We start from the raw sequence: 23,753 nt of genomic DNA, 5'->3' as shown, positions 1-23,753 counted from the left end.
GCAAAGCTTCCGGGCCTACGGAGTGGAATTGTATATTCGTAAAATTCTAATCCCTGGGGATCGTTCCACGATGTAATGACGTACGAAAATTTGGACCGGAAGCTAGTGAATGAACTTCTGGGCGACGGACGAGCCAGCCTGCGGAGCCTCGCCGAGGACCTCGACGTCTCGGTCACCACCGTCTCCAACCACCTCTCCGATCTTGAAGAACAGGGGATCATTCAGGGGTACACGCCGAAAGTCGACTACGACGAACTGGGCTACGACGTGACCGCCATCGTCCAGCTCAAGGTCGAGGGCTCCTCGCTGCCGGAGGTCACGGAGTCGCTGCGCGAGCACAAACAGATGATCTCGGTCTACGAGGTCACCGGCGACTACGACATCATCGCGGTCGGGAAGTTCTCCGACACCGACGGCATGAACGCCCAGATCAAGGAGCTGCTGACCGACCCCGAGATCAAGGAGTCCAACACCAGCGTCGTGCTCAACGCCGCCAGCGAACACGAGCAGTTCGACCTCGAACTCGAAGAGTAATCGACCGTCGCCCTCGTGGCCTCCCGGGAAATCGATATCCAAACCTTCTTGACTGAATAGTCAGTTAACACTGGTAATGAGCGTTTCCGCCCAGCCGCCGGCCCCTCCATCGCGGTCCGCGACGCGACCCAGACGAGAGGTGATCGGGGAGTGACGCTACTCGACGAACTGCGACGCGCCTTCTCCGTGGTCTTTCGGGGCCCGGAAGAGCTGGAGCTGACCAGCGGCTCGATCGGGACGCCGCTCTTTTTCCTCTCCCTGCCGATCATCATCACGAACCTCCTGCAGGTCGCGTACAACCTCGCCGATACCTTCTGGCTCGGCCAGTACAGCACCGAGGCGCTGGCGGCGATCTCCTTCGCCTTCCCGATGGTCTTTTTCCTCATCTCGCTGGCCATGGGGATCTCCGTGGCCGGCAGCGTCCTCGTGGCCCAGTACACCGGCGCGGGCGAACCCGAGAAGGCCCAGTACGCCGCTTCCCAGACCGTGACCTTCGCCGTGCTGGCGTCGGTCTTCTTCGGCGTCACCGGCTACTTCTTCGTCGAGGACTTCCTGCGGTTCGTCGGGGCCTCGGAGTCGGTGCTGCCCGGCGCGACGGCGTACCTGCAGGTGATGGCGCTGGGACTGGCTTTCCTCTTTGGCTTCCTCGTGTTCATCTCGCTGATGCGGGGCGCTGGCGACACCGTGACGCCGATGCTCGTGATGTTCGGGACGGTCGTCCTGAACGTCGTCCTCGACCCCTTCCTCATCTTCGGGTGGACGCTGGTCGAGTCGGCACCGGTGGTCGGGACGATCGCCTTCCCGGAACTGGGCGTGCAGGGCGCGGCGATCGCGACGATCTTCTCGCGTGGGGTCGCGATGGCCGTCGGCCTCGCCATCATGCTCTCGGGGGCCCGCGGCGTCAAGATCTCCCCCAGCGAGATGGTCCCCGACCCCGCCTACGTCCGCAAGCTGTTGCGCATCGGCGTCCCCGCCTCCATCGAGGGGACCGGCCGATCGATCTCGGTCAACCTCATGCTGATCGTCGTCGGGACGTTCTCGACGCCGGTCGTCGCCGCCTTCGGCGTCGGCACCCGGATCTTCTCGCTGATCTTCATGCCCGCCATCGCCGTCGACCGCGGCGTCGAGACGATGACCGGCCAGAACATCGGCGCGGACAAGCCCGACCGGGCCAACACCGCCAACCACTTCGCAGCGAAGGCCTCCTTCCTCATCCTCGCCGCGGTCGGCGTCGTCGTCTTCTTCACCGCGCCGACGATCGTCAACGTGTTCAGCCCCGACCAGGAGGTCGTCCGCATCGGGGCGGAGTTCCTCCGCTGGGTCGCCCCGACCTTCGGATTCATCGGCGTCGTTCGGGCCTACTCCGGCGGCTTCCGTGGCTCGGGCAAGACGCTCACCGCCGCCGCGCTGGCGATCCTGATGCTCGGGTTCATCCGCCTGCCGGTGTCGTGGGTCGCGTCCCGCGTCGTCGACGTTTCGACCGTTTCGCTTTCGGTGCCCGGAGTCGGCACGCTCGCGACCGACATCCTCGCGGGGACGCCGGTGGCCGACGCCTTCGCGTACTCGCTCGGCTCTCGCGGGATCTGGCTCGGCTTCGCCGTCTCGAACGTGCTGGCCGCCGTCCTCGCGTGGGCGTGGTTCTCGCGGGGCACCTGGCGCGAGGCCGACCTCACCGACGAGCCCACCGCCGCCGTCGCCGACGACTGACGGCCACTGGCCCCGTTCCGTGATCGTGCGGGCGGCGGTCCATGATGCTCCCGGCCGGCGTGGGGATTATAGTCACAGGTCACTAACGCACGCCCGTGAACACGCGTACCGGGGCGCTCGACGCGGTTGTCTTCGGTGTCGACGTCCAGAGCGGCGACGTGCGCGGGGACGCACCCTCCTACGCGCTGGTCGTGTTCGACGGCGAAGAGATCGAGCGCGACGTGGTGAGCCTGCGCAAGCTCCGGCGGCTGATCGACGACGTGGAGCCGTCGATCGTCGCGACGGACAACATGTACGAACTCGCGGCGGACAAGGACGCACTCGTCCACTTCCTCGGCAGCCTCCCCGACGAGACCAAGCTCGTCCAGGTGACCGGTGCCGAGCAGCCCGAACCCCTCTCTCGGGTGGCCTCTCGTCACGGAGTCCCCTACGGCAAGGAGCCGATGAAAGAGGCGGAAGCGGCCGCACGGCTCGCCGCGGCCAACGTCGGGCAGGAGGTGTCGGCCTTCACCGACACGACCGAGGTGAAGGTCGCCCGCGGTCGCTCGACGGGCGGCGGTGGCGGCTGGTCCGAGGACCGCTACACCCGCCGGATCCACGGCTCGGTCAAGCAGCGCGCTCGCGCGGTCGAGTCGGAGCTGGACGACGCCGGCCTCGACTACGAGCGCGAGGTCACCGAGAAGTACGGCGGCTTCTCGCAGGCGCTCTTTACGGTCTCTACCCGGCCCCAGGACATCCCCGTCTCGCGGATGCGCTCGGGCGACGTGCGCGTCGAGATCGAGCGCGAGCGCCGCGACGGGATCGAGTTCCGGCCGCTGGCCAAGCGGCGAGACCACGTCGTCGTCGGCGTCGATCCCGGGACGACGACGGCCGTCGCGGTCGTGGGGCTCGACGGCGAGGTGCTTGACGTGTACTCCTCGCGGACCGTCGACGCCGCGGGCGTCACCGAGTGGATCGTCGAGCGGGGCCGGCCCATCGTCGTCGCGGCCGACGTGACGCCGATGCCGGAGACCGTCGAGAAGCTGCGCCGCTCGTTCAGCGCCGCGGGGTGGACACCCGACAGCGACCTCGCGATCGACGTGAAACAACACCGCACTCGCGAGGAGGGGTACGACAACGACCACGAGCGCGACGCGATGGCGGCGGCGCTGGGGGCCTACGACGACCACGCCGACCAGTTCGAGCGCATCGCCGAGAAGGTCCCGCCCCGCGAGGACGTGGGCGAGGTGACCGCCCGTGTCGTCGCTGGCGAGGAGTCCGTCGAGAGCGTCCTCGACGAGCTGGCCGACGACGGTGACGACGGCGACGAACAGACCGAACACACGCCCCGCGAACTCACCGAGGAGGAGAAAGAGATCAAACGGCTGCGGGCCCGCGTCGAGCGCCTGGAGGGCCACGTCGACGATCTGGAGGCGACGATCCAGCAGAAAGACGACCGGCTCGCGGAGAAAGAGCGGGAACTCTCACAGGCCCGCAGCGAGGAACGCCGCGAGGTGCGCAAGGACCGCGAGGTCACGCGCCTCCAGCGGGAAAACGAGCGCCTCGAACGCGAGCTCGAAACCGAACGCGAGGACCGCGCGGCCCTCGAATCGAAGCTCGAACGGCTCAAGGGGCTGTGGAAGCTCGATCACTCGAACTTCGCGGACGTGTCGGAGAAACAGGAAGGGCTGGTGTCGGTGAAAGTGATCGAACAGTTCACATCCGGTGCCATCGAGAGCGCCGACGAGGCGGTCGGCCTCGTCGAGGACGACGTGCTCCTGCTGCGGGACGCCTCGGGCGCGGGCCGCTCGACCGCCCAGCGCCTCGCGGACGTGAACCCGCGGCTCGTCCTGCGAAACGGCGGCCTTTCAGACGTGGCCGACGAGATCCTCTTCGACCACGGGATTCCCGTCGCGCCCGCGGAGATGGTGACCGTCCAGGAGGTCGACGAACTCGCGGTGGCGCGCGACCACGAGGTCGAGGCCGCGATCGAGGACTGGGAGGAGCGCGCCGAGGAGCGGAAACGGGAGCAAAACGCGGAGATGGTCGACCAGATCATCAGCGAGCACCGCGCGGACCGACCGGAGAGCTAGGGCATCCCGCCCATCCCGCCGCCGAGACCGAAGGCGCTCAGCAGGTTCGTGACCATCCCGTAGACGATCAGTCCGAGACCGGCGACGACGAAGGCGATGCCCGCGGCGACGATGGGTGCTTGCCACGCGACCAGCGCGATGCCACCGAGCATGACGACCACGCCGAGGAGACCGGCGATCCCGAGTTTGTCGAACATACTCCGTGTGGTCCGCCGGCGGGGGGTAAAGGGCTGTGGTCCGCGGCGACAGCTGCGTCTCTTCGATCTGACTCGAACCCGTTTTCGGAGAGGAGTGTCCGGTTTCTTTCTGTGTCTGCAACTGACCAGAGCGGGATACTGGCGGACCACTGATACGGATTATTGTAGCGATTTACCGGTGATCGTCGCCACGGAGTAGACGATCACCGGTAAGCAACTACAATAAACCGTATGAGAGGCTACTTCACTCCTATATCTGTTCTGTAATCATATCTCAAAAAGTAAAAACCAAAAACTATTTTAATCTATTGATTTTAAACTGAAGTGATGTCAAAAAGATATCTCAATCGGCGGGCTATGATGGCTCTCACCGGTTCAACGCTTGGCGGAATAGTTAGCAGCGGTCTTGGGGGAGCAGAGTCCACATCGACTACCACAGAAGATCCCGCAATCGACTGGATCGTGATCGAAGATGGGAAAGTTGTACTCGACGCCGAGCCCGAAGATATCGGGCGTGAGCTACACGAACAGTTCACACAGGTTGTCAAGAGCTTTAATTTGGCGATCGAAGCAGGACACATAACCTTCACGACAAGCGAACAGGAAACTCTCACAGCCGACTCGGCAGATCAAGGAGGTGATTTTGAGGTCCATTCTGAGCCGTCGGAAATAGCTAAAGCGGTAGACTCCGTCGAGAGCCCCTCTACATCCTCTCTTGAGTCGGCAGATCTGGGTGAGAAATCGGAGATCACAGCTCTGGGATGTAACAAAGACGACTCGAACGTCGACACGAAGTGGGGCGGAATTCGAAAGGATGTCGAACTGTATATGAGTGATTCCACTATCGACGATCTCAATGCTCTCGGGTCGATCGGGAGTGGTTCGGCAGCAGTCGTTGCTGCAACCCTGAAAAGTGCAGGTGTGATTGGCTCGATGTCCAACCCGCTTACCGTCGCTCTTGGCGGGATAGTTGCAATATATATTGGAACTATTAATTTGCAGAATAACGGTTGCGGAGTCGTTGTGAAGTCGCGGATCACCCCTGCTGTCATTGCTGCACCTATTACAGCAACGCCGACGGTCCACTCACAGTCAGAGTAACCTTTACACGCGAAGGCGCAGAGAGTGGGTCGTATTCACCCTGTCGTTCGTGAAGTCGACAGACGGACTGTTTCATTCCGAACTGTTCCAGCAACGCTACAGAGGGTATCGCTGCCCAACTTACAGCATCCACCTTCGAATAGAATTGGGCTTTCCGTGCACGGGATGGAGAATAAAGCGGGACCTTTATGTAGATCTGCTGAAAAACACTAATTAATGACTCAAAATTCCGATAAAAAGACTAGCCTGGTGACGATCTCTGTCTTTGTTTCTGGTGTACTCTTACTCGCGTACGGTGTTTTGCGGTTGCTAGATATAATCACGTACGACATTCCAACGGCAGCGTTCTTTTTCGTGGGAGTCGCTCTATTATTCTGGGGGATATATCAGTATCTGTGATAACAGCCAGGATGTGTTCGTAGTGCTGTCGTCGTCGTTGTGGTAGTCCAACAAGCTATCGCGGTCGGCGAAGCAGTGTCGAGAGATGAGCAAAGCGAGTGTTCCCCTGCCTGTACGCCTGTCCTGTGGCCACTTATTTGAACATAGCCGATCGAGCGAGCGGAACGACGACTCTCAGTGCGCGAACGTCGTGTCCACGTCACGAGCGGCCCGCACGAGCTCCGCGACGGCCTCTTGATGCTGGAGCAACTCGATCGTGTTCCCCTCGACGGTGAAGGGGCCGTCCACGACGGCCTCGGCCGCGTCGAGTTCGCCCCGCAACATCGCCTTCCAGGCCTCGTAGGGACCACGGAGCGCGAAGTCGTAGTCGAACTCCGTCGCGAGTTCGGCGACGGGACACGCCCCGTCGTCGACGACCAGTCGGACGACGATCGGATCGCCGTCGTACGCGTCGTCCGGCGTGATCTCGAAGCGGAAGGTCGCGGCGAAGTCGGCGGCCGCCTCGGCGAAGGCCGGCCGGTCGGCCAGCGCACCGTGCCACTCGGCGACCCACTCGTCGGCTTCCTCGGGCAGCGTCGTACTCATCGCCCGGTCGTAGGCCCAAGGGGAACTTGGGCGTTGCCACTCGCTGGACGAGTCGATTCGGTCAAAACCGTACAAGCCTTAAACCGTTCGCCATCAAAAGGTGGCGTATGAGCGACAACGAAGGCCGCAAGAACCTCCGGATGCCCGAAGACGACGAGGTGTTCGCCATCGTCACGAACATGCTCGGAGCCAACCGCGTGAAAGTACGCTGTATGGACGGCGTCGAACGCACCGCTCGCATCCCCGGGAAGATGCAAAAGCGCATCTGGATCCGCGAAGACGACGTTGTCCTCGTCGAACCGTGGGACTGGCAAGACGAGAAGGCCGACATCACCTGGCGCTACGACAAGCAGGAGGCCGACCAGCTCAAAGAAGAGGGCCACATCCAGGAGTAACGATGGCCACGCACACATGACGCCGCCACCGTTCGGGGGCGACCGATGAGCGACGACGGCGACTTCGGGCTCGTCGACACCGAGGAGGCCGACGGCGTCGGTGACGAGTGGGAGTCGATCGACGTTTCTGACACCGAGGCAGACGAGATCGCGCGGACGCGCGACCGCGAGTTCAGCGAGTTTCGCAAGCGGATCAAGAACACCGAGCAGTTCAAAGTGACGGCGTCGGTGTTCGACGACGCCACGTACGGCGCGCTGTACAAACTGGTCCAGGACGGACACATCGACGCCTTCGGCGGTCCCATCTCGACGGGCAAGGAGGCGAACGTCTACACCGCACTGGCCGGCGACAGCGAGGCCCGTAGCGCCTCGGGACAGTCGGGCGGCGACGGGGAGCCACGGGACGAGGAGGTCGCGGTCAAGGTCTACCGGATCAACGCCTCGGACTTCCGCGACATGCGGGGGTATCTCGACGGTGACCCACGGTTCGAGGGAATCGGCTCGGACAAGAAGAAAGTCGTGACGGCGTGGGTTCGCAAGGAGTTCGCCAACCTCCAGCGGGCCCAGAAAGCGGGCGTGCGCGTGCCGAATCCGATCGCCGTCCAGCGCAACGTCCTCGTCATGGAGTACATCGCGACCGAGGACGGCCGTGCCAAGCGGCTCAACGAAGTCCACATCGAGAACCCCGAGACGGCCTTCGAGGTCGTCAGGGAGTACATGCGCCGCCTCTACGACGCGGGACTCGTCCACGGCGATCTCTCGGAGTACAACATCGTGTTCCACGAGGGCCAGCTCGTCGTCATCGACCTGGGCCAGGCGGTGACGGTCCACCACGGCAACGCGCGGGACTACCTCGAACGGGACTGTGAGAACGTCGCGAACTTCTTCGCACGACAGGGCGTGGACGTGACCGCCGAGGACCTGCTCGCAACGGTCACGCGGGCCGACGAGGCGGCCGACGGGTAGCTGACGGCCACAGACGAACGCTTAACTGTCCGGATACAGTAGCTCGCAACATATTATGCAACACGTGAAGATTCCGCAGGACCGCATCGGCGTACTCATCGGCGAAGGAGGTGAGACCATGCGCGAGATCGAGGACCGAGCCGAAGTTCGCCTCGATATCGACTCCGAATCCGGCTCGGTGGGTGTCGAGTCCGTCGGCGACCCGATCACGGGACTGAAAGGCCCCGACATCGTGAAGGCGATCGGCCGTGGCTTCAACCCGGAGGACGCGCTCGCGTTGCTAGACGACGAGATGATGATGTTCGACGTGGTCGACATCGACGCCGCCTCCCGCAACCAGAACGACTTCACTCGACAGAAGGGACGCCTCATCGGCGAGGGCGGTCGGACCCGGGAGCTCATGGCGGAACTCACCGGCGCGTCTGTCGTGATCTACGGCTCGACGCTGGGGATCATCGGTGGCCCGGAACAGGTCGACGCCGTCCGTGAGGCCGCCGAGATGCTGCTCGACGGCGCGCCCCACGGCTCGGTCTACTCGTTCCTCGAACGCAAGCACAACGAGATGAAACAGAAGGGACTGAACTACCACCAGTTCCACGGGTGACCCCCGCGCCGCTTCCGTCGGTCTCGACTGAGCCCAGCCACAGCGCCGTCACGAGGCGCGCTCGTGGCCGCTCCCGATATCGTATTTAAAACCACTGTGACAACTCTTGTCAAATGCGGGCTGGGCTGTCTCTCCGGCGGTCTGGCTTCCGGGTCCACAATCTTTATATAGAAGCACATTCAATCAATCGGACGTATGAGTCAGCGCCAGATGCAGGGTCAGCCCATGATCGTGCTGGGAGAGGACTCCCAGCGAACCTCCGGAAAGGACGCACAGTCGATGAACATCACAGCCGCACAGGCCGTCGCGGAGGCCGTACGGACAACACTCGGCCCGAAGGGCATGGACAAGATGCTCGTCGACGACTCCGGCGGCGTCGTCGTCACCAACGACGGTGTCACCATCCTCGACGAGATGGACATCGAGCACCCCGCGGCCAACATGATCGTCGAAGTCGCCCAGACCCAGGAAGACGAGGTCGGCGACGGCACGACGACCGCGGTCGTCATCTCCGGCGAACTCCTCTCGGAAGCCGAGGACCTCATCGACCAGGACATCCACGCCTCCATCCTGGCACAGGGGTACCGCCAGGCCGCCGAGAAGGCAAAGGAGATCCTCGAAGAGCAGGCCATCGAGGTCGGCCCCGAGGACACCGAGATGCTCGAGAAGGTCGCCGCGACGGCGATGACCGGCAAGGGCGCGGAGTCCTCCAAGGACGTCCTCGCCGATCTCGTCGTTCGCGCCGCACAGTCCGTCGCCGACGGCGGCGAGGTCGACACCGACAATATCCAGCTCGAAGTCGTCGTCGGTGGCTCCACCGACGAGTCCGAGCTCGTCGAGGGCGTCATCATCGACAAGGAGCGCGTCCACGACAACATGCCCTACGCCGTCGAGGACGCCGACATCGCGCTGCTCGACACCGCGATCGAGGTCCCCGAGACCGAACTCGACACCGAAGTCAACGTCACTGACCCGGACCAGCTCCAGCAGTTCCTCGACCAGGAAGAGGAACAGCTCAAGGAGATGGTCGATGACCTCAAAGCGGCCGGTGCCGACGTCGTCGTGGCCCAGAAGGGCATCGACGACATGGCCCAGCACTACCTCGCACAGGAGGGCATCCTCGCCGTCCGCCGTGCGAAGAAGTCCACCATCAAGGCCCTCTCGCGCTCGACCGGCGCTCGCATCGTCTCGAACATCGCCGACGTGACCGAGGACGACCTCGGCTTCGCCGGCTCGGTCGCCCAGAAGGACGTTGCCGGCGACGAGCGCATCTTCGTCGAGGACGTCGACGAGGCCAAGTCCGTCACGATGATCCTTCGCGGTGGCACCGAACACGTCGCCGACGAGGTCGAGCGCGCCATCGAGGATTCGCTCGGCGTCGTCGCCGCCACGCTGGAGGACGGCAAGGTCCTGCCCGGCGGCGGTGCCCCCGAGACACAGCTCGCACTCGGTCTGCGCGACCACGCCGACTCCGTCGGTGGCCGCGAGCAGCTGGCCGTCGAGGCCTTCGCCGACGCCATCGATGTCGTCCCGCGCACCCTCGCCGAGAACGCGGGTCTCGACCCGATCGACTCGCTGGTCGACCTGCGCAGCAAGCACGACGGCGGCGACAACACCGCCGGTCTCGACGCCTACACGGGCGAGGTCGTCGACATGACCGAGGACGGCGTCGTCGAGCCGCTCCGCGTCAAGACCCAGGCCATCGAGTCCGCCACCGAGGCGGCCGTGATGATCCTGCGCATCGACGACGTGATCGCTGCCGGCGACCTCAAGGGTGGCGGCAGCGACGACGACGAGGACGACGCACCCGGCGGCCCCGGCGGCGCGCCCGGCGGCATGGGCGGCGGCATGGGCGGCATGGGCGGCGGCATGGGCGGCATGATGTGAAGTTCGGTCTAGAACAACACACCACCCCAAGGGCCGTACTCTGACGCCCGGATCGTCCGCAAAACGCGGTTTCTCTCCGTTTTCGATCGAATAGCGGTTGCCCCCATCGTTTCGACTCGAACGCCCGTCCAGCCGACAGCGTGCAGACAGCGCCGACGAGAACACAGACACCTGCCGCGCTATGGGATGCGTGTTACTGCAAGTACTGTCGGACGATCGATCCCGGTAGAGGATTATTACATAACCAAGGGGACGACATATACAGTCCCGTATAGAATTGGTGTGAAGAGAATCAGTAGGATGCGGAGGATACGATGACGCGTTGCCGCGAATCCGTATAATAGCGAGTACGTAGCGGAATCAAGTGCGAAACGTTTGAGATACCAAAGCCCTCGGGAGACACCGACACTGCCAGGCGACGCAGTTGAGGACACCGTTGAATCGAGTGTCACCAAGAACAAAACGAACAAAATAATCATGCTACTGATCAAACCCCAGAAGAATACGACTGGGATCTCCCACAGCGACACCTCGGTTCGGAAATAAGTGTAGGAGAGAGTGCCGACGATAATCGGGCACACCAGAGTAGAGGTTATATTTAGTATTCGTAATGAGCTAGGAATAGAGATGGTATTCGTGTGTGTGGCGAACGATAAAAAGCCGCCGGTAATGAGGACGATGATTGCTGGGACGAGCGATCTTCTCGGATCTATCGCGATAGTCTTCCAATTTCTGTTTATCTTCATTTGTTGCTATTACTTGTTAGATCTATTTTATAATCTCCAATACTATTCGGACAACTTCCACTATTGTATTTATACTAAACCATTCTAACCTACATTTCCATAGACACTTAGTTGCTTATAGTTTTGTAGCAGATTTAATTTTATTACTTGGAGTTCTATGGGTGTATTATTTTTGCAGTTGGCAAGGACGAGGCTCAGAGTTTATGATTGGATTGCCGTTCGCTTTGTTATCTAGATCCCAAACCTATTTTCCATTTTCGCTTAGGAAGGAGCTCCACGGTAGTCTGTGCGCCACGATATGGGAGAGCAACTGAAGAGTGATCTCTGGACCAACGAACAGGAAACCTGGTGGCCCGCGAGGGTCGCGGTTGCAGTCGTTGCTCATTCACTCCACATACTTCATCCGCTTTCGCCCGCACCGCAGTTCGACCGCGCTTCTTTCGCTACAACCCGCCAGCGACCGCGCTACGGCGCACCCACGAGCACAAACGTGCTCTCGGTGTCGCCGTTCTCGATACTGCGTGTGGCGTCGGGCGACACTCGGAGCGCGTCGCCGGCTTCCATCTCGACGGCCTCGCCGTCGACAGTGACCGTCGCCGTGCCCTCAGCGAGGAAGTACACCTCCTCGTGGTCCTCGTCGGCGTGGTCGTGTTCCATGCCGCTCCAGCCGGGCTCGCAGTCCAGCACCGTCAGACCGAGCTGATCGGTCTCCAGCGCGTCCCGCAGGAAGTGCATGCTCTCGGCGCGCGGTTCCACGTCCTCGTAGTTGACCAGCGTGTGGGACATCACTCGATACGTCGGCTGCCACCCTCAAAGGATTTGACCCGCGGTGCTGGATCGTGTTCAGATAAGCCGCTGCATTTTGTGAGTTGGAGACACCGAAAGCCCTCGTACAGTTGCGGTCCCGCGACTCGCTGCGCGCGCTTCGCGTGCTTGCATCGTCGGGGTTCCCGCAACTGTACTCGCCCTTTCATCCGCCAGGGTTCAGACTGTGAGGCAGCCGAATCCTGGCGGATGAAAGGGCGAGGCGCGGTCCGGGGTTCTGCGGCGGCACTATCCGAACAGAGTGAGGATATCTGCCACAGAACCCCGGAGCGTGCCGAGGGTTTTTGGTGCTTCAGACTGCCTGCACCGATCTCTTATCTGAACACTACCCGGTGCTGTCGCCGGTCTCTGACCCGTCGATATCTGTGAGAACTGTTTACACAGGAGGCCGTGGGACCGCTCCGTACCACTCTTACACACGTTGATGTGGTCCCCGTCCGAGCGATCGGGCATGTCCCAGTCACAGGAACGACAGGAGAGCGAACGAGTCTGTGCCTCGTATCCGCTGGACGTTTCGGTCGTCGAACTCCGCACGAAGGATTGCGACGAGCCACGGTATCTGTTCGAAGCGCCCGACCACGTCGGCAAGCGCTTCGACGACGAGGAGAGCGCACTGCTGTACGCCGACGTGTACTTCGACGTCAACGGCTTCGCGGAGGCCGGGACCGGCGGTCGGGGTATCCCGCCGGAGATCGTCCAGGCCGGCCGGGACACGCTGGCGGCGTACTTCGTGACGATGCCGGGCGTCGACGCCCAGTGGGTCGCTTCCTTCTACGGCCACAAGCCCGAACGGGCCGAACGCTACGTCTCGCGGGTCCGCAAGCGCGCCAGTGAGATCCGCGAAGGCATCGCCGACCGTCGGTGACTCTCTGAACCGGCCCGACAGCTGAACCGCCCGTCTCACAGCCGCGACGAGGCGGTCCGCCCTCGGACTCTGTCGAAAGTCCGGGGTTCTCCCGACGCTGTGTGAACGTATTTCTCAATAGCAATCGAGATAGTTTTGATTAGGATTGTCTAGTAATTTCGGTCACAGCGGTACGTCGACGCACGGACCCCTCATATAAACGAGCTTTACCAGCGGTTCCCCGGATCCACCCGCAGATGGTAGATCTCAACCGACGGAATCTAATGGCGAGTTCGGTGGCAACGGCGCTCGGTGCGAGCGTCGCGGGTGTCGCGAGTGGTGACGAAGTGGGTGAATCGGACACGCCGGGTGCGCCCGGCGTGAACGGGTCGTTGAAACGGTTCTCGACGACCTCCTTCGGCGCGGAAGTGACTGGACCGTTCGTCTTTCAGGACGGCAGTCTTCTCTACAGTAACCAACACCCCGCGACGGGTGACCGTGGCGGCGACTTCGAAAACTCGGACGTGAAGGCCAACGAAGCGCCCTTCGACCGGGCCGGAGTGGGTTACTTCAGTGGCTTCACCTTCGAACTGGACGGCGACAACGACGACTTCTCCGAGCTGTCGGTTCCCTCAACGGTCGACGAACAGGGACGGATCCGTTCTTCCGAGGGCGAGTACGTCTTCCTCGCGCACGCTCGGGAAGAGATTCAGGGCGGCGACGAGCGGTTCGGCGTCGTCCAGACCCCCGACGGCACCGAGATCACGCAGGACAACTTCGCGGGGACCCAGTACGGCGCGGCCGCGACCAACCCCGACTGCAACCAGTTCATCCCGACGAACGACGACGGGACGGAGGGGTATCTCTACACGAACTGGGAGAACAGTCCGGGGAACGTCACTCGCCTGCCCGTCAGCCGGACCAAGGAAGGCGAGTGGGAGGCGGACCTGGAGAACGCCACGAACCTGGCGAACACGGAACCGCTCCGCGAACTCGGCGGGACGCGGATCAACTGCTACGGCGACCGCAGCCCGTGGAACACGATGCTCTCTTCCGAGGAGAACTACGCCCATACGCGAGTGTCCTTGACCGGCACGGTCGGCGACATCGTGGCGGCCGGCACCGGCAAGGGGCTCGTCGGCGGCGCAGCATTCTGGAACCGGCCGAACCCGGTGGGCATCCAGAGCGCGATCGACGATTACTACGGCGACGACTCGTGGTTCGTCCAGGGGTACTGGGCGCTGGACGGCGTCGAGTTCCTCGCGTACTACCTCGGGGCCGAGCAGGTCGACCAGACCGGCGACAACGAGAACAACACGACGAACCCGATCGGCGACGTGTACCCCAACCCCTACCGCTACGGCTACCACGTCGACTTCCGCGAGCCGGCCGCGGAGACCCCAGAGCCGATCAAGTACTACGTGATGGGACGGACCGCTTGGGAGGCTCCGGACGTGTTACCCGACGAGCGGACGGTCTATGGCTGCTCGGACGGCGACAGCAAGGGCATCTACAAGTTCGTCGCCGACGAGCCGATCCCGAGCTACGAGGACCCGATGGACGTCGAGGGGACCCTGTACGCGCCGAAGATCACCAACGACGCGGTATCGGTCGCCGACGGCGGCGAGCGCGACTCTCCGGCGGCCGTCTCTCTGGAGATCGAGTGGCTGGAGCTCGGCCACGCCAGCAACGCCGAAATCGAGTCCTGGATCGCCGAGTACGACGACGTGACCCAGGAGGAGTACCTCGAAGCCCACGCCGAGACCGACTGGACCGACGACCTGGCGACTGCGCTCGAAGAGGCCGACAAAGCCGTCGTCGAGGACGGCAACCAGAACTACATCACGAACGGCGAGATCGTCGAGTGGGCCGACCAGTACGAACAGAACGGCCCGGAGAACGTCGACGAAGAACTCCGGCGGGTGCCCTTCCTCGAAACGCGCGCCGCCGCCAAGGAGATCGGGGCCTCGATCGAGTTCAACAAGGCCGAAGGCGTCAGTAGCCGGGAAGGTGTCAGCCCCGGTGACTTCGTCTACTTCGGCATCGCGGAGTTCAACGACGCTCTCGCGGACGACGAGGGCGACGTTCAGATGGATCGCGTCGACGGCGGCGTCGTCTACCGTGGCCAGCTCGAACGCGACTACAACGTCTCGACGCTGGAGCCGGTGATCGTCGGTCCCGACTTCACCGATCCGGCCGCCGACGCCGACGACGACTTGCGCAACATAGACAACGTCTACGTGATGGACGACGGGCGCGTGCTCTGCTGTGAGGACGGCTTCGGCGGCCCCGCCCGTTCGTACCCCAACGACGGGCTGTACGTCTACCAGCCCGACGTGATCCTCGACGCTTCGGCCGTCGCCGTCTCTCCGGATGCGACCGGCACCGTCGATCTCACGATGAACGCCGCGCCGGGTGGATTCGCCGGTGGGGAGTTCACCGTCTCGCTCACCGATCCCGAGGTCGCGGCGATCTCCGACGTGACCTTCCCCGACGCGATCGGCCTGCAGAAGGTCAGCGTCGCCGACGACGGTTCGAGCGCGACGATTCGAGTCGGCGACATCGAGCGCTCGATCCAGCCCGGCTCACTCGACGTGACGCTGGCCGGCGTCGAAGTCACCGGCAGTGCTCCCGGCACGACGGACCTCGCGGTGTCCGTCGAAACGATCGACGACGAGGCGGGCGTCGAGATCGGCGTCGAAACTCGTCGCGGTCTCGTCATCACCGGACCTCCCGCGGCCGGCGGCGGCGCTGTCCCGGAAGACCCCGACAGCGACGGGCGCTACGAGGACGTCAACGGCAACGGCCGGGTCGACTACGACGACGTGGTCTTGCTGTTCGAGACGCTCGACTCCGACGCTGTCCGCCTGAATCCGGAGGCCTACGACTTCAACGACAACGGCCAGATCGACTTCGACGACGTCGTCGAGCTCTACGAGGAGATCTGATCGTCGACCGATGACCGCTCGACCGCTCGTCCTCGCTTGCGTCGTCGTCCTGGCGGCCTGTCTGGCGGTCGCGCCCGCCGGGGGCGTCCAGAGCGAGCCGACGCTCACGATCGCCGACGCGACGCTGGAACCGGACGGCTCGACGACGGTTCGCGTGGCACTCGACTCGGCTCCGGACGGACTCGCCGGATTCGAGATCCGGCTCGCGCTCCGCTCTGGCGTCGCGACCGTCGGCGGTGCCGAGTACCCCGACCGGCTCCGACCGACGACCGACCCCGACGTCGGTCCCGACGGCCGGGAAATCACGATCGAGGCCGCAGACTTAGAGTCCGCAGTTGGTCCTGGTGCCACGAACGTGACCCTCGCGACGGTCACCGTCGAGGCCAACGGAACGGGCACCGCGCCCCTCGCCGTCGAGGCCGCCCAGGTCGACGACGACGACGGCGGTCGCGTCGATCCGGGGACGGCGGCGGGCACCATCGCGGTCGACGCGCCGACTGCGACCCCGACGGAGACGGACTGGCAGCCGACGACCGACGCCGCGTCCGGCGGCGAGCCGCCCGAGACCGACGCCTCGGGCGGCGGTGCAGTGACGACGACGGGCTCCGGTCCCGGCTTCGGCGGTCTGGCTGCGGCGCTCGCACTCGCGATCGCCGCCCTGCTGGGACGCCGCCGGTAATCCCAGCGGGGCGGCCTACTCCGTCGCGTGGCCCGACTGCGCGAGCGCGTGGGCGCGCTCGTTTCGCCCCCGCCCGACGGCGCGGTAGGTGACCGTCGGGATCTCCTCGACGGCCGCCCGGATGGCCGCGACGCGCTGGCGCATGATCCGGTCGCCCGGTGTCGCGTCGGTGGCCGGATCCACCGCATCGATCACCGCGTCGGCGTCGCCGTGGACGTGTAACGAGGCGATCTGCCCGTCCCGGTCTGCGACCGCCTGCACGCTCTCTAACAGCGCGCGGTACTCCAAGTGTGCGCTGGAGACGAACGTCCGGACGGGGAGCGATCCCTCTATGATCGTCTCCGTCCCGTCTTCGACGACGAACCCCACCGCCGCGGATGTCGGCGTCGCGTTGTCCTCGCCGTAGCGGACGCTCGCGTCGAAGTACAGCAAGAGCGACGGCGGTAGCGCGTCTGTCTGTGGCGTCACGGCGGTGACTGGGGCCCGCAGCGACAAGTCGCTGTCGCCCGGCGAAGCGCTACGTTCAAGTGGACCCGACGTACTACGTTGGAACGAGCGCGCCGTTGGTGAGCGAACGAGCCAGTTCGCGAGCCTCGGGGCGCGGACGCAGTGAGTGCGCCGTTGGTGAGCAGTTCTGCGGGAACTGCGAGCCTCGGGGCGAGCGAAGCGAGCGCCGTTGGTCCAGTGGTAGGACATTAGCTTCCCAAGCTAATAGCCCGGGTTCAATTCCCGGACGGCGCATTCTCTCGTGACTCTCGTCGCCGAGCCTGTCGTGTCTCGCTCGCGTCCGACAGCCGGCAGTATAAACATCCCCGCGGCGTACCCCGCCCCATGAGCGACGTACCCGACGGATGGGCCGACGAACTGCGAGCGAGTCGCGAGGAGAAAGACGCCTTCTTCGACGAACACCGTCAGTCGCCGATCCCGCCCGAGGAACGGGACGACTTCGAGGGGCTGGACTACTTCGATCCCGATCCGACCTACCGGGTGACCGCGACGGTCACCGTCGCCGACGCGCCCGAGCCGGTCGAGATGGAGACCAGCGACGGCCGGACGGTCCGCTACCGGCGCGTCGTCACGTTCGACTTCGAGATCGACGGTGCGGCGTACGAACTCGCGGGCTACCGTCAGGACGCCGACGACGCGATCTTCGTCCCCTTCCGCGACAAGACGACCGGCCAGCAGACCTACTCCGGCGGGCGCTACATGGAACTGGAGCCCGACGAGACCCTCGCCGACGGCGACGAGGTCGTGCTCGATTTCAACCTCGCGTACTCGCCGTTCTGTGCCTACAGCGAGACGTTCTCCTGTCCGCTCCCACCCGAAGCCAACTGGCTCGACACCACGATCGAAGCCGGCGAGCGGGAGTACTGACGGGTCGGCCCCGACCGCCCGGTCAAACCGGCACCGATTTGTAGCGAGGGTAAAAATACCGGGGCGGTATGACCGTCACGATCATCGGTTCGCAGCTGGGCGACGAGGGGAAGGGCGGCACCGTCGATCTCTACGGCGAGGGTGCCGACGTCGTCGTTCGCTATCAGGGCGGCGACAACGCCGGCCACACCGTCGTCGTCGGCGACGAGACCTACGAACTCTCCTTGCTTCCGTCCGGCGTCGTTCGGGGGAAGACCTGCGTCATCGGCAACGGCTGTGTCGTCAACCCCGAGACGCTGTTCGACGAACTCGACGCCCTCCGCGAGCGCGGCCTCGATCCGGACGTGCGCGTCGCAGAGCGCGCCCACGTCATCTTCCCGTACCACCGGCGACTGGACGGGATCGAAGAGGAGGACAAAGACGAGGAGGTCGGGACGACGGGCCGGGGCATCGGCCCGACCTACGAGGACAAGGCCGGCCGCCGCGGCGTCAGAATCGGCGACCTGCTCGACGACGAGGTGTTGCGGACGCGACTGGAGTACGTCGTCCCCCAGAAGCGTGCCGTCGTCGAGGACGTATTCGGCAAGCAGGCCGGCGAGGAACTCGATCTGACGGCGCTCTTCGAGACCTACAGCGGCTACGGCGAGCGACTCGCCGAGGAAGGGATGACCGTCAACTGCGGCGACTACCTCCAGTCTCGCATCGACGACGGCGACGAGGTGCTGCTGGAGGGCGCACAGGGGACGCTCATCGACATCGACCACGGTAACTACCCCTTCGTCACCTCGTCGAACCCGACCGCTGGCGGGGCCTGTACCGGCACCGGTCTCGGCCCGACCGAGATCGGCCAGGGCGAGATCGTCGGCATCGTCAAGGGCTACAGCACGCGCGTCGGCAGCGGCCCGCTGCCGACCGAGCTTGCCGGCGTCGAGGGCGATACGCCGGGCTACGAGGGCAGCGAGGCGCAGCGCGCCTCGGACCACGAAGCGGCGCAGCCGCCGAGTGATGCCGGAGAGCGCGAGGAGGAACTCGCGACCTACATCCGCGACGAGGGCGGTGAGTACGGCACCGTCACCGGCCGGCCGCGCCGTGTCGGCTGGCTCGACCTCCCGGTGCTTCGCCACGCGACGCGGGCCAGCGGGTTCACCAGCGTCGTCGTCGGCCACATCGACGTGCTGGCCGGCCTCGACGAGGTCCAGGTCGGCGTCAGCTACGATCTCGACGGCACCGAGATCACGACCGTGCCGACGACGACCGAGGAGTGGGGCCGCTGCTCGGTGAACTACCGCACGTTCGACGGCTGGCCCGAGGTCGACTGGGACGCCGTCGCCAGCGAGGGCTACGACGCGCTTCCGGAGAACGCCCGCGACTACCTCGACTTCGTCGAGTCGGAGCTGGACACGCCGCTGTACGCCATCGGCGTCGGCCCCGGCCGCGACCAGACCATCGTCCTGGAGAACCCGACGACGTAGCCCGGTTCACGGACCGACGACCGTCTGCCTCAGAAGATGCCGGTGACGAGTCCGATCCCCATGACGACGAGGACCAGTGCAGAGAACACGGGGAGATACGGTGTGTACTGCTCGACTCGCTCCTCACAGCGCTCGTAGCCCGCGATCAACAGCATCGTCAGCCCGACGATGCCGACGACGACCGTCAGCGCGTACGCACCCATGAGTTCGAGACACGCGTCCGAACCGGCACAGAGCGCGATGATCTCGAACTCCTCTTCGTGTGCGAACCCCAGGACGAACGCGAACCACGCGATTCCCAGGAGACCACGGTCGGTGTCCATCTCTCCGTGCGCGTGCCCGCTGCCGACGAACGGGATCACCGTCTTCATACTGCCGGCTGTAACTTCGTTCAGATATTCGCCACCCCAGGGTGGCGAAATCCGTGACAGATTTACAGCCGGTAGTGTCAGTCGATCGACGAGGCTCCGGTCCGCTCGCTCGCGCGACTGGGCGTGCTCGTCGGCTTCACTGTGGTGCTCGTGACTGCCGTCGATATCGCGTCCGTGCCCGTGATCGTCGGTGCCCGTGTGGTGGTGCCCCCCGTGGCCGTCGTCCGTGCCGTGTGTGTGACCGTGGTCGTGGCCGCCGCCGTGGTCGTGGCCGGCACTGGTGCCGTGTGTGTGGCCGGACAGGTACTCTCGGAGCCCGAGCGCGATCAGCAGGACGCCGGCCACGAGACTGACGGGGCCACCGATCTGGAGGCCGCCGACCACCGTTATCGGCTCGTTGACCTGCGTGAGGCTGAAATACTCCTTGGCGTAGAAGAACGCGCCGACCATCGCGATGCTGCTGACGAGGTGGCCGACGCCGAGGATCAGGCTCGCGGCGAAGCCGTACGCCCACTCGTTCGTCTGGTCCAGGGCGTAGGAGGCGGCCACGGGCCAGCCGTGTCCCGGCTCGATGCCGTGGATCGCCCCGAGTGCGATCGCACCGACCAAGAGTCCGGCTCCCTCGAAGGACATCATCGTACCCGAAATCCCGCTACAGGCGGTGTTATAGCTTCGTAATACCGTTCTGGGGGGATCGTCATACGTGACGAGAGGCGGACACGTCTCGCACCCGCGACACGGACGCTGCCGTCGGCGACCGCGGCGTCATCGCTCGACGGTCAACAGCGCGACCCGCTCGGCGACGAGATCCGAGAGCGTGCCACTGGTCGCCGCCAGCTCGGCCTCACTCACGTCGAAGAACTCCCGCACGACCCCCTCGTCGTAGTCGCCGAGCGTCTCGCCCGGTTCGAGCAGGGCGCTGACGGCGTCGGCGGCCGCGGCCTCGCTGCCCTCGCCCGTGGGGTCGTGGACCACGACGACGGCGGGCTGGCTGCCGTCTCCGACGCCCATCGCCAGCGCGCGGTTGATCTGGCGGCGACCGGCGGCGTACAGCAGGATCTCGACGGCCCGGTCGCGGGCGATCGACTCGCCGCGGTCGAACGCGCGATCGGCCAACTCGACCGCCCGTTCGAGGTGCCGTCGGTCGACGACGTAGCGGGCGTCGAACGCCTGGACGACGACGCCGTGGTCCTCGCCCAGCGATCCGAGCCGTTCGACGAACTCGTCCACGTCGTCGACGGTCGCAGTGCCTTCGATCAGCTGCATCAGAAATCACCCAGGCTGGTCTGGTCGTCCGTCGTCTCCTCGCCGTCCGACGCTCGACCGTCGCCGTCGCTTCGCTCGTACGACACTTCCTCGGAGGGCTCGACGCCGTCCATCGACGGATCGCGGTGGCCGGCGTTCTCCAGGACGTTCTCGGCGGTCTTGGCTCTGCCTCGCAGCGCCGCCAGCACGACCGACTTCTCGGCGTCCCGGAGGTCGGCACGGCTCTCGATGCCGGCGTCGAACAGCCGGCGTGCGCGCTTGCGCCCGACGCCGCGGACGCCAGCCAGGTCGACCAGTTCCTCGCGGACGCCGTGCTCGACGCGGGTCCGGGCGCGCCGGATGGCCGGCGCGGCGTCGAGCCCGAGTTCGCTCGCCAGCGACTCGGCGGCCCCCAGCAGCCACTGGGCGGACTCGACCTTGCCGCGGATGTCGCCGGGGCCGACGCCGTAGCGGTCGGTGATCTCGTCCTCGTCGACCTCGCTGGCCCAGTCTTCCAGCAAGCTTGCGGTCTTGAGCGCGGCGAGCCAGTCCTCGAACCGGTCGTCTTCGAACTCCGACGGCACGCGCCCGAGGAACTCCGCCTCACGCTCGAAGGCGATCTGGCTGTACTCCTCCTCGTCGCCAGAACGGAGGTACAGCTCGTACATGTCCGGGGTGCGCGCGACGAGGTGGTACAGTCCCATCGCGGTCGGGTCCTTCGCTTCGTCGCCGCCCGCCTCGTCGGCGAGGTCGCTCGCGGTCGTGAATTCGGCGGGCTCCTCGCCCGCGTCGTCGCCGCTGGCGGCAGATCCACCGCCCGACCGCAGGCCGTCGATGATCTCGGCGGCGCTCATCGGATCGAGGTAGAGCCGGGACACGGTGTGTCCGAGCGCGGTCGCCGAGAGCTCCTCGCCGTCACGCTCCAGAAAGTCGTTGCGCTGCAGGTAGCCCAGCACCTCGTCGGCGACTCGTGCCAGCCGGCCGCTCTCGTCGGTCTGTGTCGCGTAGAGGGTGCGTTCGAGGAACTCCAGTAGCCCGTCCCGAGAGCGGGCGAACCCGCTCGCGACCGTCGCCAGCAGGTGAGTCCGCAGCGCCGGCTCGGCGGCCAGCTTCGACTGGACCGGCTCCGGGTCGGCCCAGACGTACCGGTCGAACAGCTCGTCGAGCTCGTCGTGGCTCGCGGCGGGGATGATCGCCTCGCCGTAGGGGTCAAGCCCCGGACGGCCGGCCCGCCCCATCATCTGGTGGACTTCGAGCACCGAGAGGGGCTGCATTCCGCCAGCGGTGCCGTCGTAGCGTCGCCAGTCCCGGACCACGACCCGGCGGCTGGGCGTGTTGACTCCCGCCGCCAGCGTCGGGGTGGCGCTGACGACCTTCAGCAGGCGGTCGCGGAAGGCGTCCTCGACGAGTTCTCTGTGCCCGCTCGCGATCCCGGCGTGGTGGAAGGCGGCTCCGTCGGCGACGGCGTCGGCCAGCTCGTCGCTCGTCTCGGTGTCGCTCACGTCGCGGATCTCCGCGGCCACGTCCGCGAGTTGCTCTCGCTCCTCCGGAGTCAGGGCCTCGCGTGTGACGCTGGCCAGCCGTCCCGCGGCGGCCTCCGCGTTGCGCCGGGAGTTGACGAACACCAGCGTCGAGCCGTCGTCGTCGAGGGTGTCCCGGACGATGGCGGCGGTCTGCTTCTCGCTGTTGCGGACCGGCAGTTCCGACTGGCTGCCGTCTTCGAGGTGGAGCGCCTGTCCGAAGTGGACCCCCTTCTTCAGGCTGATGGGCCGCCAGTCCGAGTCGACGAGTTCGGCGTCGAGCCACTCGGCGAGCACGTCGGCGTTGCCGATCGTCGCCGACAGCGCCACCGTCTGCATGTCGGGGTTGATCCGCCGCAGCTTCGCGAGGGTCACCTCCAGCGTCGGCCCGCGTTCGGCGTCGTCGACGAGGTGAACCTCGTCGCTGACGACACAGGCCAGGTCGTCGAGCCACGGCGCGTCGTTGCGCACCAGCGAGTCGACTTTCTCGCTGGTAGCGACGACGATGTCCTTGTCGGCGAGCCACCCGCCGTCGGATTCGTAGTTGCCCGTCGAGACGCCCACGTCGAGCCCGTACTGCTCGAACTCCTCGAACTCGGCCTGCTTCTCGCTGGCAAGCGCCCGCAGTGGGACGATGTACAGCGCCGTGCCGCCGAGGGCGGTGCCGTCGCCGTCTGCAGGAGGCGTCTCCGGGTCGCTTCGCTCCCGCTCGCTCGCTCCCGCGGCGTCCGTGATCGCCGACAGCATCGCCAGCTGGGCGATCAGGGTCTTGCCGCTGGCGGTCGGGATGCTGGCGACGAGGTTCTCGCCCCGCGTGACGCCGGCCTCGACGGCCTCGGCCTGCGGTGGGTACAGTGCCTCGATCCCCGCCGACTGCAGGTGCTCTGGCAGCCACGACGGAACACCTGGCAGGTCCGCAACGTCCATTACGCCTCGCTTGGCTCCTCCGGTGGTTTAAACTGTCGCCCTCGCGTCGCGATCGTGGTCGATGGCGACAGCACTTTGCCCGAGAGGCCGCAAGCGCGGGTATGCGAATCGAGTACGACCGGGACACCTGTATCGGGATGTTCCAGTGCGTCGCCGAGTGGGACGAGTTCGAACGCGACGAGGACGCCGGCAAGGCCGTCCTGGCCGACAGCGAGGAGACCGACGACGGCGTCTTCGTCCGCGAGGTCCCCGACGGGGCGGAACTGGACGCGAAGTTCGCGGCCCGCTCCTGTCCCGTCGACGCCATCGCCGTCTACGACGACGACGGCGAGCAACTGATTCCGTAATCGTAGTC

21 protein-coding genes and 1 tRNA gene are annotated in these 23,753 nt (G+C 65.2%); 15 read left to right on the top strand and 7 right to left on the bottom strand.

Annotation, left to right across the window (positions count from 1 at the left end):
- The first annotated feature begins 75 nt into the window (after positions 1-75).
- The 3 genes from lrp to HALKA_RS0104330 all read left to right on the top strand — a co-directional run bounded on the left by lrp (position 76) and on the right by HALKA_RS0104330 (position 4,313).
- Positions 76-534 carry an HTH-type transcriptional regulator Lrp gene (gene lrp, locus HALKA_RS0104340; RefSeq protein WP_015761687.1) on the top strand — a complete coding sequence of 153 codons (459 nt, stop codon included), beginning with the start codon at positions 76-78 and terminating at the stop codon, positions 532-534.
- A 150-nt stretch (positions 535-684) separates the two neighbouring features.
- Positions 685-2,241: an MATE family efflux transporter gene (locus tag HALKA_RS0104335; protein WP_018256830.1), complete on the top strand. Its 1,557-nt coding sequence runs from the start codon at positions 685-687 to the stop codon at positions 2,239-2,241.
- A 95-nt stretch (positions 2,242-2,336) separates the two neighbouring features.
- Entirely contained in the window at positions 2,337-4,313 is a 1,977-nt protein-coding gene (locus tag HALKA_RS0104330; RefSeq protein ID WP_018256829.1) for a DUF460 domain-containing protein, read from the top strand.
- On the opposite strand, the gene HALKA_RS0104325 is transcribed toward HALKA_RS0104330, so the two are convergent.
- Complete coding sequence (locus HALKA_RS0104325) at positions 4,310-4,510, bottom strand: DUF7470 family protein (RefSeq protein ID WP_018256828.1); 201 nt, start codon at positions 4,508-4,510, stop codon at positions 4,310-4,312. The genes HALKA_RS0104330 and HALKA_RS0104325 overlap by 4 nt on opposite strands.
- Positions 4,511-4,867: 357 nt before the next feature.
- Here HALKA_RS0104325 and HALKA_RS0104320 point away from each other — a divergent pair, with 357 nt between their 5' ends.
- Positions 4,868-5,611, top strand: coding sequence for a hypothetical protein (locus HALKA_RS0104320; protein ID WP_245545322.1), 744 nt, complete (start codon positions 4,868-4,870; stop codon positions 5,609-5,611).
- A 573-nt stretch (positions 5,612-6,184) separates the two neighbouring features.
- On the opposite strand, the gene HALKA_RS0104310 is transcribed toward HALKA_RS0104320, so the two are convergent.
- Complete coding sequence (locus HALKA_RS0104310; RefSeq protein ID WP_018256825.1) at positions 6,185-6,595, bottom strand: SCP2 sterol-binding domain-containing protein; 411 nt, start codon at positions 6,593-6,595, stop codon at positions 6,185-6,187.
- Positions 6,596-6,702: 107 nt separating this feature from the next.
- Here HALKA_RS0104310 and eif1A point away from each other — a divergent pair, with 107 nt between their 5' ends.
- From eif1A to thsA, 4 genes are all read left to right on the top strand, one after another.
- Positions 6,703-6,990 carry a translation initiation factor eIF-1A gene (eif1A, locus tag HALKA_RS0104305; RefSeq protein WP_015761681.1) on the top strand — a complete coding sequence of 96 codons (288 nt, stop codon included), beginning with the start codon at positions 6,703-6,705 and terminating at the stop codon, positions 6,988-6,990.
- 45 nt (positions 6,991-7,035) lie between these two features.
- Positions 7,036-7,956 (top strand): serine/threonine-protein kinase Rio1, encoded by a 921-nt coding sequence (gene rio1, locus HALKA_RS0104300; protein WP_015761680.1) that lies wholly within the window; start codon positions 7,036-7,038, stop codon positions 7,954-7,956.
- Between the two features lie 55 nt (positions 7,957-8,011).
- Entirely contained in the window at positions 8,012-8,560 is a 549-nt protein-coding gene (locus HALKA_RS0104295; RefSeq protein ID WP_018256824.1) for a 16S rRNA 3'-interacting factor aDim2p, read from the top strand.
- Between the two features lie 210 nt (positions 8,561-8,770).
- Positions 8,771-10,447, top strand: a complete 1,677-nt coding sequence (gene thsA / locus HALKA_RS0104290; RefSeq protein WP_026190146.1) for a thermosome subunit alpha — start codon at positions 8,771-8,773, stop codon at positions 10,445-10,447.
- A 1,211-nt stretch (positions 10,448-11,658) separates the two neighbouring features.
- On the opposite strand, the gene HALKA_RS0104275 is transcribed toward thsA, so the two are convergent.
- The gene (locus tag HALKA_RS0104275) at positions 11,659-11,979 is read right to left on the bottom strand and encodes a cupin domain-containing protein (RefSeq protein ID WP_018256820.1); all 321 of its coding nucleotides are present in this window, start codon (positions 11,977-11,979) and stop codon (positions 11,659-11,661) included.
- Positions 11,980-12,469: 490 nt separating this feature from the next.
- Between HALKA_RS0104275 and HALKA_RS0104270 the strand changes: the two genes are divergently transcribed.
- The 3 genes from HALKA_RS0104270 to HALKA_RS0104260 all read left to right on the top strand — a co-directional run bounded on the left by HALKA_RS0104270 (position 12,470) and on the right by HALKA_RS0104260 (position 16,489).
- Positions 12,470-12,883, top strand: a complete 414-nt coding sequence (locus HALKA_RS0104270; protein ID WP_018256819.1) for a hypothetical protein — start codon at positions 12,470-12,472, stop codon at positions 12,881-12,883.
- 236 nt (positions 12,884-13,119) lie between these two features.
- Complete coding sequence (locus HALKA_RS0104265) at positions 13,120-15,810, top strand: alkaline phosphatase PhoX (RefSeq protein ID WP_026190145.1); 2,691 nt, start codon at positions 13,120-13,122, stop codon at positions 15,808-15,810.
- 10 nt (positions 15,811-15,820) lie between these two features.
- A complete protein-coding gene (locus HALKA_RS0104260) occupies positions 15,821-16,489 on the top strand; it encodes a hypothetical protein (protein ID WP_018256817.1) in 669 nt (222 codons plus the stop codon).
- A gap of 15 nt (positions 16,490-16,504) precedes the next feature.
- Here the strand turns inward: HALKA_RS0104260 and HALKA_RS0104255 are convergent, their stop codons facing one another.
- Positions 16,505-16,957 carry a reverse transcriptase-like protein gene (locus HALKA_RS0104255; RefSeq protein ID WP_018256816.1) on the bottom strand — a complete coding sequence of 151 codons (453 nt, stop codon included), beginning with the start codon at positions 16,955-16,957 and terminating at the stop codon, positions 16,505-16,507.
- A gap of 202 nt (positions 16,958-17,159) precedes the next feature.
- Here HALKA_RS0104255 and HALKA_RS0104250 point away from each other — a divergent pair.
- From HALKA_RS0104250 to HALKA_RS0104240, 3 genes are all read left to right on the top strand, one after another.
- Positions 17,160-17,230: transfer RNA gene (locus HALKA_RS0104250), tRNA-Gly, on the top strand.
- Between the two features lie 90 nt (positions 17,231-17,320).
- Positions 17,321-17,863, top strand: coding sequence for a DUF1684 domain-containing protein (locus tag HALKA_RS0104245; RefSeq protein ID WP_015761672.1), 543 nt, complete (start codon positions 17,321-17,323; stop codon positions 17,861-17,863).
- A 68-nt stretch (positions 17,864-17,931) separates the two neighbouring features.
- Entirely contained in the window at positions 17,932-19,335 is a 1,404-nt protein-coding gene (locus HALKA_RS0104240; protein ID WP_018256815.1) for an adenylosuccinate synthase, read from the top strand.
- Positions 19,336-19,364: 29 nt separating this feature from the next.
- Here the strand turns inward: HALKA_RS0104240 and HALKA_RS0104235 are convergent, their stop codons facing one another.
- The 3 genes from HALKA_RS0104235 to HALKA_RS0104225 form a co-directional block, all read right to left on the bottom strand.
- Positions 19,365-20,342 carry a hypothetical protein gene (locus HALKA_RS0104235; protein WP_018256814.1) on the bottom strand — a complete coding sequence of 326 codons (978 nt, stop codon included), beginning with the start codon at positions 20,340-20,342 and terminating at the stop codon, positions 19,365-19,367.
- A 129-nt stretch (positions 20,343-20,471) separates the two neighbouring features.
- Positions 20,472-20,972, bottom strand: coding sequence for a KEOPS complex subunit Cgi121 (cgi121, locus tag HALKA_RS0104230; protein WP_015761669.1), 501 nt, complete (start codon positions 20,970-20,972; stop codon positions 20,472-20,474).
- Positions 20,972-23,398 (bottom strand): ATP-dependent DNA helicase, encoded by a 2,427-nt coding sequence (locus HALKA_RS0104225; RefSeq protein ID WP_018256813.1) that lies wholly within the window; start codon positions 23,396-23,398, stop codon positions 20,972-20,974. Before HALKA_RS0104225 ends, cgi121 begins: the two co-directional genes overlap by 1 nt.
- Before the next feature lie 101 nt (positions 23,399-23,499).
- On the opposite strand from HALKA_RS0104225, the gene HALKA_RS0104220 reads away from it, so the two are divergent.
- Positions 23,500-23,745, top strand: a complete 246-nt coding sequence (locus HALKA_RS0104220; protein ID WP_015761667.1) for a ferredoxin — start codon at positions 23,500-23,502, stop codon at positions 23,743-23,745.
- Positions 23,746-23,753 lie beyond the last annotated feature (8 nt).

It is taken from the genome of Halomicrobium katesii DSM 19301 (assembly GCF_000379085.1).
GTDB classification, from domain to species: domain Archaea; phylum Halobacteriota; class Halobacteria; order Halobacteriales; family Haloarculaceae; genus Halomicrobium; species Halomicrobium katesii.
Note: the sequence above shows the minus strand (reverse complement) of the source record. Positions and strands in the feature narration are given on the sequence as shown.